Origin of the sequence: Janthinobacterium lividum, from assembly GCF_034424625.1 — a bacterium.
In the GTDB taxonomy this organism is placed as follows: domain Bacteria; phylum Pseudomonadota; class Gammaproteobacteria; order Burkholderiales; family Burkholderiaceae_D; genus Janthinobacterium; species Janthinobacterium lividum.
The window spans coordinates 5,571,671-5,583,147 of the sequence record NZ_CP139976.1 but is presented as its reverse complement, the minus strand read 5'-3'; the positions used below and the strand labels follow the sequence as shown (position 1 = coordinate 5,583,147).

Annotated in this window: 14 protein-coding genes and 1 tRNA gene; 7 read left to right on the top strand and 8 right to left on the bottom strand. The window is 59.7% G+C overall.

What is annotated here, in order from left to right:
- Positions 1-52: 52 nt before the first annotated feature.
- Together U0004_RS25190 and U0004_RS25185 are read left to right on the top strand one after the other, a co-directional pair.
- Positions 53-131 (top strand) — tRNA-Ile (locus U0004_RS25190).
- Positions 132-231: 100 nt separating this feature from the next.
- Positions 232-567 carry an FKBP-type peptidyl-prolyl cis-trans isomerase gene (locus tag U0004_RS25185; RefSeq protein WP_070254314.1) on the top strand — a complete coding sequence of 112 codons (336 nt, stop codon included), beginning with the start codon at positions 232-234 and terminating at the stop codon, positions 565-567.
- A gap of 16 nt (positions 568-583) precedes the next feature.
- Here the strand turns inward: U0004_RS25185 and U0004_RS25180 are convergent, their stop codons facing one another.
- The 4 genes from U0004_RS25180 to U0004_RS25165 form a co-directional block, all read right to left on the bottom strand.
- Entirely contained in the window at positions 584-766 is a 183-nt protein-coding gene (locus U0004_RS25180) for a hypothetical protein (RefSeq protein ID WP_070254313.1), read from the bottom strand.
- Between the two features lie 97 nt (positions 767-863).
- Positions 864-1,577, bottom strand: a complete 714-nt coding sequence (locus U0004_RS25175; RefSeq protein WP_070254312.1) for a YjjG family noncanonical pyrimidine nucleotidase — start codon at positions 1,575-1,577, stop codon at positions 864-866.
- A gap of 82 nt (positions 1,578-1,659) precedes the next feature.
- Entirely contained in the window at positions 1,660-1,962 is a 303-nt protein-coding gene (locus tag U0004_RS25170) for a hypothetical protein (protein ID WP_139144092.1), read from the bottom strand.
- Between the two features lie 143 nt (positions 1,963-2,105).
- Positions 2,106-2,597 (bottom strand): DUF4265 domain-containing protein, encoded by a 492-nt coding sequence (locus U0004_RS25165; RefSeq protein WP_070254310.1) that lies wholly within the window; start codon positions 2,595-2,597, stop codon positions 2,106-2,108.
- Positions 2,598-2,717: 120 nt separating this feature from the next.
- On the opposite strand from U0004_RS25165, the gene U0004_RS25160 reads away from it, so the two are divergent.
- Positions 2,718-3,134 (top strand): GFA family protein, encoded by a 417-nt coding sequence (locus tag U0004_RS25160; RefSeq protein WP_070254309.1) that lies wholly within the window; start codon positions 2,718-2,720, stop codon positions 3,132-3,134.
- A gap of 12 nt (positions 3,135-3,146) precedes the next feature.
- Here U0004_RS25160 and U0004_RS25155 read toward each other — a convergent pair whose 3' ends face one another.
- The gene (locus U0004_RS25155; protein WP_070254308.1) at positions 3,147-3,752 is read right to left on the bottom strand and encodes a glutathione S-transferase; all 606 of its coding nucleotides are present in this window, start codon (positions 3,750-3,752) and stop codon (positions 3,147-3,149) included.
- 68 nt (positions 3,753-3,820) lie between these two features.
- The gene (locus U0004_RS25150; RefSeq protein WP_034779829.1) at positions 3,821-4,540 is read right to left on the bottom strand and encodes a Crp/Fnr family transcriptional regulator; all 720 of its coding nucleotides are present in this window, start codon (positions 4,538-4,540) and stop codon (positions 3,821-3,823) included.
- Positions 4,541-5,088: 548 nt separating this feature from the next.
- Between U0004_RS25150 and U0004_RS25145 the strand changes: the two genes are divergently transcribed.
- Positions 5,089-6,762, top strand: coding sequence for a methyl-accepting chemotaxis protein (locus U0004_RS25145; RefSeq protein ID WP_070254307.1), 1,674 nt, complete (start codon positions 5,089-5,091; stop codon positions 6,760-6,762).
- Here the strand turns inward: U0004_RS25145 and U0004_RS25140 are convergent, their stop codons facing one another.
- Positions 6,763-6,981, bottom strand: a complete 219-nt coding sequence (locus U0004_RS25140) for an oxidoreductase-like domain-containing protein (protein WP_071653630.1) — start codon at positions 6,979-6,981, stop codon at positions 6,763-6,765. It lies immediately after the preceding gene.
- Positions 6,982-7,356: 375 nt separating this feature from the next.
- Here U0004_RS25140 and U0004_RS25135 point away from each other — a divergent pair, with 375 nt between their 5' ends.
- Positions 7,357-8,916 (top strand): DEAD/DEAH box helicase, encoded by a 1,560-nt coding sequence (locus U0004_RS25135; protein ID WP_070254306.1) that lies wholly within the window; start codon positions 7,357-7,359, stop codon positions 8,914-8,916.
- Between the two features lie 167 nt (positions 8,917-9,083).
- On the opposite strand, the gene U0004_RS25130 is transcribed toward U0004_RS25135, so the two are convergent.
- Positions 9,084-9,341 (bottom strand): hypothetical protein, encoded by a 258-nt coding sequence (locus U0004_RS25130; protein WP_139144091.1) that lies wholly within the window; start codon positions 9,339-9,341, stop codon positions 9,084-9,086.
- A 153-nt stretch (positions 9,342-9,494) separates the two neighbouring features.
- Here U0004_RS25130 and U0004_RS25125 point away from each other — a divergent pair, with 153 nt between their 5' ends.
- Together U0004_RS25125 and U0004_RS25120 are read left to right on the top strand one after the other, a co-directional pair.
- Positions 9,495-9,821 (top strand): hypothetical protein, encoded by a 327-nt coding sequence (locus U0004_RS25125; protein WP_139144090.1) that lies wholly within the window; start codon positions 9,495-9,497, stop codon positions 9,819-9,821.
- Positions 9,822-10,322: 501 nt separating this feature from the next.
- Positions 10,323-11,474 (top strand): DegT/DnrJ/EryC1/StrS family aminotransferase, encoded by a 1,152-nt coding sequence (locus U0004_RS25120; protein ID WP_231958315.1) that lies wholly within the window; start codon positions 10,323-10,325, stop codon positions 11,472-11,474.
- Positions 11,475-11,477 lie beyond the last annotated feature (3 nt).

The following is an 11,477-nucleotide window of genomic DNA, read 5'->3' as shown; positions in this document are numbered from 1 at the left end:
CAAAACGGCCGCGCGAGGCGGGCATCAACAGCGCCGCCACGCCGCAGTCCCCGGGCCTCTAGCTCATGCTTGGTTAGAGCAGCGGACTCATAATCCGTTGGTGCCGTGTTCGACTCACGGGAGGCCCACCAGAATTTGCAGCATCGATCGAAGCCCCGGCGGGCCACTGCCGGGGCTTTTTTTATGCTGTCGTACAATCGCGGCATTGCGATTGATGAAGGATGAAACAAGATGACGGCTGAAGTGAAGATTGAAGACATCGTCGTTGGTGACGGCAAGACGGCGGCGCGCGGTGCGCTGGTGACTGCCCATTACCGGGGCTGGCTGGAAGATGGCACGGAGTTTGACTCGTCGCACAAGCGGGGCGAACCGTTCCGCTGTGTGTTGAGCAATAACAAGGTCATCCAGGGCTGGATCCTGGGTTTGCATGGCATGCAGGTCGGTGGCACGCGCAAGCTGTGGGTGCCGGCGGCGCTGGCGTATGGCGAGCGGCAGGTGGGCTTGATTCCGCCTGGCTCCAATTTGCTCTTCGAGATTGAGTTGCTGGAAGTGCTGACGCGCGATTGATGTCTGGATGGCATAATCAGACAGATACGACGTCGGTTTTTTGCGCGAGCAGTTGTTCGACATCGGCGTGCAGCGCCTGCTGCGTGGGGGCGATGGCATCGCGAAAGGCCAGCCTGAGCTTGCCCGCCTGGCGCCTGGCCAGCATGGCAAAGAACAGGATCAATGCCTCGATGGCGAGCAAGACGGTGTAGGAAGGCATGGGCTGGCACCAGGATGGACGAGTCCTGATGGTACGCGAACAGCGATGTATTTTCGTGCCGCTATCAGCGTATTTCAGGTGGTGCGCTTGTGGTAGATCAAGCCTGTTTCAGTTTGACTTGCATCATGTCCAGCATTGGCACGATGTCATGCAGGCTGGTCACTTCACAGGTGGGGATGGCAGTCGAGGTATTGGCCATGCTGTCCGGATTGAACCAGCAACTGTCGATGCCGTAGCGGTTCGCGCCCAGGATGTCGGCGTCCAGGCGGTCGCCGATGATGACGGTCGTGTCCTTGCTGAATGCGCGCGCCATGTTGGCGGCGTATTCGAAGAAACGCACATCCGGCTTGGCGTGGCCGCATGCTTCGGAGGTGGCGACGAAGGAGATGCAGTCGCTCAGGCCGGAGGCGGCGATGCGGCGGTTCTGGATGGATTCGACGCCATTGGTGATGATGCCCACTTCGCCGATGCGCGACATGGTTTCGCACACTTGTTTGGCGCCATCGATGAGCACGACCGTGTCCGGCAGGGAGTCAAGATACAGCCGGCTGGCCAGTTCCGGGTCGATGGCGATGCCGTTCATTGCAAACGTCTTGCGGAAGCGCTCCACCTTCAGGAAGTCCTTGCTCACGTCACCCGTTTCGAAACGTTTCCACAGGTCGACGTTGATCGCCTGGTATTGGGAAAACAGCGCGTCGATGCCATCGTGCAAGCCCAGTTCGTCCATAGTGTGCAGGAACGAGCGTTTTTCGGACGCCCGGAAGTCGAGCAGGGTATCGTCGAGGTCAAACAGGAATAGCTTGTATTTCATGGCGTGTCATGGAAAGGAACTTGTCTTGCATCGTAGCACGTAGCGATGAGTTCGGTTGAGCTGAGGAGTGCTAGCGAGTCGTCTATTTGCACTGAAACCTGACCATTTTCGTTCGCTGTTCAAAGGCAGCGATGCACTGTTTGGCTCTTGGTAAATCCATACGCAGGTAGCGCTCGGTGCCGGCACGTGCCCCTTCGCTGGGTGGAGCCAGGATAGGCAAGGCCTCGGCGGTCGCCGGCGGCTGATTCGCCGGATGGGACAGCATGCGCACACCGTCGAACCTGGCGGCGGGCAGGTTCCAGCTCGAGGGAATCGCTTGTGGGCAAGAAACGGCGGCAGCGGGCCGCATCGTCGTGGCCTCCATGGCTAATGCCAGCGGCTTCATCCGATGCCCGCCGCCGAACGGCCGAAGTAGATCACGCGGGCGCCGGGTTTGTGATTGCGCCCTTGGCCGAAAATTTCAATGCCGCCAGGTACCTGGCGCATGAAGAGCGCCGCATGGTTGCCCTGCCGCAGGTTCTGATAGGTTTACATATCCACCCACCAGTTGAGCAAGGTTTCATCATCGTCGTCGTCGAGGTTGACGTAGATATTGGCGAAGTACCATTCCACGCCCGTCGCTGTGCGGAAGGCGTCGAAGGGGCCATTGACGTTGTAGATGCCATGATGTCCCGGTACGCTGAAGGTGAGGTTGCCCTTGTACTGGCCATCCATCGTGCCGCCCAACTGGCTTTGCACGTCGCGTTCGAGCTGGTCCACTGCCTCTTGCGACACGTCGTCGGCATAGATCTGGATGCAGAAGTTACCGCCGCGCTTCAGTACTTCGGCAGGGGCCAGCGGGTTGGCAATGTTGACGATGTCGCCGCGCGCCAGGTTCAGGGTCAGGCCGGGCGAGGCCAGCAGTTCGTAGACGTGCTCGTCGATCTGGCGCGCAGGCAGGGTTTCATACACGGGACCCTTGGTGTTTTCGCCTGCCAGTACGCGGATGTGCGGCAAGCCTTCGCAATTGATGTCTTCCATTCATTCTTTCATAGTGCCGGCGTCACGCACTTTGGGCTGCGCCAGGGTGGGTTTATGGCAATATTGTACCGGGTACGTATCTGCAGGCAGGGCACGCAACGATGCAAACGAGGAGACGCGATGGAGAATGTGGTGCAAACAGGCGGCTGTTTATGTGGCGCCGTGCGCTTTGAAGTGACAGGCGAGGGCGGCAATCCGCACAGCTGTTCCTGCCGAAATTGCCAGCAGCACACGGGCGCGCCGGCGGTGGCGTGGGTGGAGTTTGCGCGCGATCAAGTGCGCTGGACGGGGTCGGCCGGTGTGCCTGCCACCTACCGTTCTTCCGAATATTCCAGCCGGGCCTTCTGTGCCGCTTGCGGCAGTTCCATCGGTGCCATCGACGATGCGCCGACGGTGGCCTTGCTGGTGGGCAGTTTTGACGATCCTGCCCAGGCGGCCTTTGCACCCGAATATCACTCGTTTGACGATGTCAGGCCGGGCTGGTGGCACTTCGATCCGGCCGCCGCTGTAGCCGGGCCGGGCGGCGCAGGCAAATAGCCCTGCGGCGCGTCAGACTGGCGGCGTGGCCTGGAAGGCGGGCAAGGTTTCCGCCGAGCGCGTGTAGGCGTGGATGGCCGGGTAATCGCTGGGTTTGACGATATCGGGCGTTTCCAGCTGGGCGAAGCTCCAGCCGACGGCGATGGTCACGCCCGCCTGGTCGATACTGCCAGTCTCGCCAGGCAGGGGCAGGTGCGCGCATTCCTGTTCCAGCGCGTTCCAGGCGGCATGCAGCTGCATGCTGACCCGTTCCAGCCACGGCGCATGTTGCTTGTCGAGCGGACGCAGCTTGCGTTCGTAGACGATTTGCACGGCTTTTTCATAGGCGGCCAGCGCCAGGCCCGTCAGGCGCAGCGCGCGCACGCTGTCGGCGAGGGCGGGGACAGAGGTGCCCGGACGCAGCAGCGATAGATAGTGGAGTATCAAGGTGGAATCCATCAGCACTTGCCCGTCGTCCAGTACCAGGGTCGGCACCTTGATGACGGGGTTGATCTCGCGCACGGCATCCATGTTGCGGAACACGGATAGCGGCAAGTGCTCGTAGGAAATTCCCTGCAGTTGCAAACAGATGGCGACCCTGCGCACATAGGGCGAGTCGAGCATGCCGATCAGTTTCATGGCCAGTCTCCGGGGTAGTCAGGAATATCTACGATACCCGCTTGCCTGCCCGTTTGCCAGCGTGGTGCTTAATTGTGTGCGCTGATGCCGCTGCGGAACTGTTCAAAACCGGCGCGCGCTGCCTTGTAGCAATTGCCGGCGGCCGCTTCCAGGCCTTCGCGGTCGAGCACTTCGACGGTGCCGCGGCGGTACTGGATCAAGCCTTCGTCCTGCAGTTTGCGGGCCGTCACGGTGACGCTTTCGCGGCGTACGCCCAGCATGTTGGCCATGGTGTCTTGCGTCACCTTCAGTTCGTTCGACAGCGAACGGTCGAGGCGGTCCAAGAGCCAGCGGCACAGTTTTTGTTCGATGCTGCAATGACGGCCGCCCACCACGTTCTGTGCCATTTGCGCGAACATGGCGCTGGTGTAGCGCATCAGCAATTGTGCCAGCGCGCCGCCTTCATTGAACACTTCGCGCAGGAAGGCTGTTTTCAAGCGGTAGCCGTAGCCGGCCGTCTGCACGATGGCCGTGCAGGTGGCGCGCTCGGCTTCGTACAGCACCACGCCAGCCACGCCTTCGCGGCCGATGACGGCGATCTCGGTGGTGGCGCCGTCTTCCATCACATACAACAGGGAAACGATGGCGTTGGTGGGGAAGTACGTGTATTCAATCTTGCCGCCGCAATCGAACAGGTGCTTGCCGGCAGGCAAAGCGACCAATTCCAGTTGGCAGAACAGGCGCTCCAGATCGGTGCGCGACAAGGCGCGCAGCAATTCGTTTTGTTGTGCGCCCGTGATGCTGATCATCGGGGTGGCGGGAGCGGCTTGCCAGTTGTGCTGGGCGGCGGCGTGGTTATTCGTTGCTGGGGTCAGGTTGCTATAAGCTTTGTACATGGTAGGGCCTCGTCTTCTGATTTTGTTGGATGGCGCTGCTTTTCTGGCTTGCTAGCGTTGTGCTGAATCTTGTATCCACTATAGGACCAGGGGCCGCGGACGGGCATCGGATGAGCCGACGCGCTTATGTAGGCTAGGAACATTGCCTCGTGTCATCCGACTCCTACGCCTGCTGCTGCATTTTTCCCTGTAGAAACAACGTTGCCTGAAAAAAATACGCCGCCTTGCCCGCTACCCGTGAACTTTGGCCGCATACCTTGATCAAACCCCTCTGCGCTGCAGTACGACGGTGATAAGATGTTGCGCTGCGGAAATTCGACTGGTGTTTCGGGATGCGCTGCTGTCCTTGCCCTCCATCACTGTTTACTTCCGCTGCAGCCTGCCCTCACTGCCCGCGCCGTGCATTTGCCGGAGCGCGGCCATCTTGTCCCGTTTACCCGTCTAATGAAGGAACGCAACGCATGAAATGGTTTTTTGATCTGAAAATTGCCACCAAGCTGATCTTGTCGTTTGGCGCCGTGCTGCTGTTGACGGCCGCGCTGGGCGTGTCGGCGATCTTTTCCATGGCGCGCATTAACACCGCGTCGACGGACCTGTCCGCCAACTGGATGCCCAGCGTGCTGGCGGCCATGTCCATGCGCAGCGATGTCAGCGATTTCCGCCGCTGGGAACTGGCGCACATGCTGGCCGCGCAGGATGCCGACATGGCGCAGAACGAAACGCGCATGACGGAAACCCAGGCCAAGCTGAAGGTGGACGGCGACAAGTACCGCAGCCTGATTTCCGAACCGGGCGAGCAGCAAGTATTCGAGCGCTTCCTGGCGCTCAACGATGAATTCATGCGCCTGCATGCAACCATGCTGAGTCTGTCGCGCGAGATGAAGAAGGAAGAGGCGCGTGCGCTGGCCGTGGGGCCGTCCGCCAAGGTCATGGCGGACATGATGGTGACTCTCGATAAGCTGGTGTCGATTAACACGGATGGCGGCGTGCGCTCGAGCGCCAGCGCCGATGCAACGTATGCGGCCTCGCGTGCCAGCCTGATCGGCTTGCTGGTGGGCAGCGTCGTCATCGGCATGCTGCTGGCGCTGTGGGTGGCGCGCAGCGTGGCGCGTCCGCTGATCGAGGCCGTCGGCGTGGCGCGCCAGGTGGCGGCTGGCGATTTGACGGCGCATATCGTTGTGCAATCGCAAGACGAAACGGGGCAATTGATGCAAGCCCTGAAAGACATGAATGCCAGCTTGCAAAAGCTGGTGGGCCAGGTGCGCAGCGGCACCGATACGATTGCCACGGCGTCGAGCCAGATTGCCGCCGGCAACCAGGATTTGTCGTCGCGCACGGAAGAGCAGGCCAGTTCGCTGGAAGAAACGGCTTCGTCGATGGAGGAGCTGACCTCGACCGTGAAGCAGAATGCGGACAATGCGCGCCAGGCCAACACCATGGCGCTGACCTCGTCGAGCATCGCCATCGAGGGCGGCAAGGTCGTCGGCGAAGTGGTGGGCACGATGGCGTCGATCAATGCCTCGTCGCGCAAGATCGTCGACATCATCGCCGTCATCGACGGCATTGCTTTCCAGACCAATATCCTGGCCCTGAATGCAGCCGTCGAGGCGGCGCGCGCAGGCGAGCAGGGGCGCGGCTTTGCCGTCGTGGCCACGGAAGTGCGCAACCTGGCGCAACGCTCGGCCGCGGCTGCCAAGGATATCAAGGTCCTGATCGGCGATTCGGTCGAGAAAGTCGAGGCGGGGTCAAAACTGGTGGACCAGGCGGGCCGCACGATGGATGACATCGTGGCCAGCATCACCCGCGTGACGGATATCATGAGCGAGATCACGGCAGCCAGCAGCGAGCAGAGCGCCGGTATCGAGCAGGTTAACCAGGCCATCGCCCAGATGGACCAGGTGACGCAGCAAAATGCGGCCCTGGTGGAAGAGGCGGCAGCAGCGGCTGAATCGATGCAGGAGCAGGCCGCCAGTCTGAGTGAAGTGGTCAGCATCTTCAAGCTCGGCGTGGCCAGTGCCGCCGCAACCCGGCCGCGCGCGCCAGTCCTCGTCAAGGCGCCGGCCGCCGTGACGCCGGCAGCGGCGCCGCGTCAATTGGCCGACACGGCGCCAGTGGATGAGTGGGAAAGCTTTTGATTAAGCGCGCTTGCGCGGTTTTTTGACGCCCTTAGTGGCGGGCGCGGTAGCGGCTTGCTGGCGCTGTTGCCACGCCCTCAGGGCCTCTTCGTAGGCGGCCAGGTCTTCCTGGTACATTTCCAGTACGCAAAAGGTGCAACCGCTGTGGCAACACTCGTCATTGCCCGGTTTGCTGGGCGCTTGCGGTTGCGGATCGTGGGGTAAAGTCGGGGTGGGCATGGTGAGGGCAGGGGGCGGCGGAAGAGGCATCGGAGCTGGCATCGCAGTTGCCATCATACGGCATCCCGGCGTGCCGTTGCTGGAACGCTTTTTGCTCAAAAATCACGGTTTCCGTGTACAGTTGCGGTGAATTAGGGTATCGTTTACAGCACTGATATTGTATCTTCTGCGCGCGATGTTCCGCCGGCGCGATCTCCGCCGCCATCGCAGCACATCTCTTCGACGCTCCCGCATACGCCATACAGCATGTCCCGGAGCACGGAGGTGCCGCAAGAACAATGATCCATGGCTTGCAAGACGGAGCTGTCTGTGCCCCGAAATGTTGTTTATTGAGAAAGCATGGCTTCCGCAGTGCGGAGGCACACCAGAAAATTTATGTCTGAAACCGAATCGACTCCTACGCCCAGCCCGGCGATTGCCCTTGAAGCGGCGCCCGTCGCCGCTGCGCCTGCGCCTGCACCAGCACCTGCCGCATCCGCTGCTCCCAGCCTGACTTTTGCCGACTTTGGCCTCGCGCCTGAAATCCAGCGCGCACTGACCGACCAAGGCTACACCCATCCGACACCGATCCAGGAACAAGCGATCCCCGTGGTGCTGCAAGGCCGCGATGTGATGGGTGCCGCACAAACGGGCACCGGCAAGACGGCAGGCTTTTCCTTGCCGATCATCCAGTTGCTGATGGCGCATGCCAGCAGCAGCATGTCGCCGGCACGCCACCCGGTGCGCGCGCTGATCCTGACGCCGACCCGTGAGCTGGCGGTGCAGGTGGCCGAAAACGTCAAGGCTTACGCCAAGCACACGCCGCTGCGCTCGACCGTCGTCTTCGGCGGCATGGACATGAAGCCGCAAACCGTCATCCTGCGTGGCGGCGTGGAAATCGTCATCGCCACGCCGGGCCGCTTGCTCGACCATATCGAGCAAAAGAACATCAGCCTGAGCCAGGTGCAGATGCTGGTCATGGATGAGGCCGACCGCATGCTGGACATGGGCTTCCTGCCGGACTTGCAGCGCATCATCAACTTGCTGCCGAAGCAACGCCAGAACCTGATGTTCTCGGCCACGTTCTCGCCAGAAATCAAGAAGCTGGCTGCCACGTTCCTTAACGATCCGTTGACGATCGAAGTGGCGCGCAGCAACCAGACGGCCGACAAGGTCACGCAAGTGGTCTATAAAGTGACGGAAGACCAGAAGCATGCCCTGGTCGCCCATCTTCTGCGCCAACGCGACCTGAAGCAGGTCATCGTATTCTCGAATACCAAGATCGGCGCCTCGCGCCTGGCCCGCGTGCTGGAACAGGAAGGCATGAGCGCCACGGCGATTCACGGCGACAAGAGCCAGCAGGAGCGCATGGCGGCGCTGGAAGCGTTCAAGAAGGGCGAGATCGACGTGCTGGTCGCCACCGACGTGGCGGCGCGCGGCCTGGATATTTCCGATTTGCCTTGCGTCATCAACTTCGACTTGCCGTACAACGCGGAAGATTATGTGCACCGCATCGGCCGCACGGGCCGCGCCGGCGCCTCGGGCGACGCCATTTCGATCTACTCGGATAAAGACGAGCGCTTGCTGGCCGACATCGAGAAACTCATCAAGCAAAGCATCAAGCGCGGTGAATTGACGGGCTTCAACCCCGCGCCCGCCCGCAGCAGCGACAGCGAGCGCCGTCCGCCGCGCCGCAGCGAAGGTGGCGAGGCGCGTCCCGCGCGCGCCCCGGAGAGCCGCCATGCTGGCGACAGCAGCCGCGACAGTCGTTCCGCCGAGCGCGGTGCGCGTCCCGCCTTTGGTCCTGGCGCCCGCCGCGAAAAGGCCGATCCCTGGTTCTTGAAGCCATATGAGCCTGCCAAGGCCGCAGCCCCGGCTGCCGCCAGCATGGCGCCTGTCGCGGCCAAGCCGAAGCAGAAGGTGGCCGCGTTGCTGGGTGGTTTGCTGAAGCAATAATATTGTGTGAGAAATGATGGACGGCGCAAGTCCTTCTCCATGGTGTTGATATCGGATAGCACTTGCCGCCTGCCAGTATGGAAGAGATGCCCGCCCGCCAAGGCGGGCTTTTTTTTGCCGCGATACAAATATATTTTTTCGATATTCAAGCAATGGCCTGCAATTCCTTATGTTGATGATGTTGAATGATTAATTGTGGTGTGCGTCTTCATTCTTCCTATCGCCTGGTGTTGGCTGCAGTTAATTGATTTTTCTTTGCCTGTATTTTGATCGAATACCGCATTCAAATCCCTGCATTCTTTAGCGGCTATATCCCACTTCTCTTTCACCTGTTTTCCCGCCTGTTTTTGCCTGCGGGGCGCGAGATGGCCATGGTCTGGCCTGTGCTGGCGCTTCTGGCGTGTGATGCCGATGCTGCTGGCCAAGCCGGGATGCTTTTCCCAGTGTCTTGCGGTGCATCAGATGGCTGGAGCGGTCAGCATTTTTTGTGACAAGGTGTAAGACACTTTTTTTATTGGATAAATTTGGCATAGGCTACGGTTGGGCACAGCTGTGAGCTGTTTTTGAAGGTGTCATTCATGCCTGGCCTGGCGCAGCTTGCCGGGCGCGTTGCCCTGGCTATCCTGCGCGCATTGCGCGTCATGTGGCAGCATCGTTGTGCACGAAGACGCCGCGGCAGATGTTTTCGCTTGCCGCGAGTGTGTGTTGCTGGCCTTATCCTGCTGCATCATGATTATTTTTTGATAATATTGATATGTCGCTTGATTGCGGAGCGATTATTCTGTTTCTGCTGTTTTGAGTGTGTTGGCGTCGTACGCATTCTTGAAAAAATTAATATGTGCATTGCTGGCGTGTTGTATTTTCTGTTGGGGCGTGATTTGATTTCCGATACCCGGCTCTGGTAATAAATGTGTGTTTCATTTAAAATGAATGCCCGCATTTTGCGTTGCATTATGTTGACTTAATTGCAATTTCCAATGTGAGGTTTGTTTTCCTTTCGCAATGGAATACTTGACTCAACACAAGGATTTGGTGATCTTTCTTGATAAGGCAGCGCATGCGAGTCTCACGCACTGTAGTGTCTGGAGTGCGATTGACGGCGCGAGTTGCATGGCAGTGCATGCGCCGTACAGCCGATATACATCCAGCCTGGGGCGCATGCGTATCTGGTGTGATGTCGCCAGCGTGTGCGGCTTTGGCAGTGCGCAGCACCATGATCGTGGTGCGATCAAAGAAAATTGATTTCGCAAATGATTGTCAAGGCGTAGGCAATTGACTATGCACGGCGATGGGGAGCCGGTCCGTGACGGTGTCAGCCTGTCTTCGTTCATTGCTTGCCGATACGGGCCATGTGTGGCGTGACTATGTTATGCCAGCATTGATGTACGGTCTGCCAGGAAGTCGGGGTGCTGCTGCGCCTTTGCGTTGCAGCCCATTGTTTAATGCCTTTGGTAAACCGAAAGTTGAAGATGATTCCTTTAGTAAAAGTTGGCTTCCCTGACAAGCAGGTCCTGATGCCTGCGCTTGAGCAAGTGCTGTATAGCGGCCAAGTGGGGGAGGGCGAGCTGGTCTACGAGTTTGAGCGACGTTTCGCCGAGCATTTTGGTTTACCTTTTGCATTGGGGATGAGCAGCGGTACCGCCGCATTGCATGCGGCATTGCATCTGGCTGGCGTAAGGGCTGGCGATGAGGTCATTTCGACCAGCATGACGGCGGAGCCAACGAATGTCGTTATCCTGCAAATGGGCGCGGTGCCCGTGTTTGCCGATGTAGATGCGCTTTCCGGCAACCTTGACCCCGCCGCCATCGAGGCTGGCATCACCAGCAAGACCAAGGCTATCCTGATTGTGCACTATGCCGGGATGCCGGTGCGACTGGCCGAGATCGCTGCCATCGCGCGTCGTCACGGCATTGCGTTGATCGAAGATTGTGCGCATGCCATGGGTGCGCGCTACGATGGCGCGGCAATTGGCACCATTGGCGACTTTGCCATTTTCTCGCTGCAAGCCATCAAGCACATGACGACCGTTGACGGTGGCATGCTGACCATGCGCGATGCATCGCTGATCCGGGAAGCAAAGAAATTCCGCTGGTTCGGATTGGAAAAGGGTGTGCCGCGTACCGAAGTCGACATCACGTCCATCGGTTATAAATACAATATGAATAATGTGACGGCCACGTTTGGGCTGGCGCAACTGCAAGACATTGATGCCCGTGTACTGAACCCGCACAAGGAAAACGGCCGTTATTTTGACCGTGCCATCGGCGCCATCCCGGGTCTGGCCGTGGCCGCGTTCGACGAGCGGGCTGAGCCCAGTTACTGGCTGTATACCGTCTTGTCGGATGACTCCGCCGATGTCGAGCGCCGGCTTGCCGCCATCGGCGTGTCGGCATCGAAGCTGCATCGTCCTAACCATTTGCATAGCATTTTCAAGGAACTGGTCGCGCCCCTGCCGCAGCTGGATACCTACTATCGCCGCATGGTGCATATTCCGTGCGGCTGGTGGTTGGGAGCGGAAGACCGCGAGCGCATTGTCGACGCCTTGAAAAAAGGGTGACGT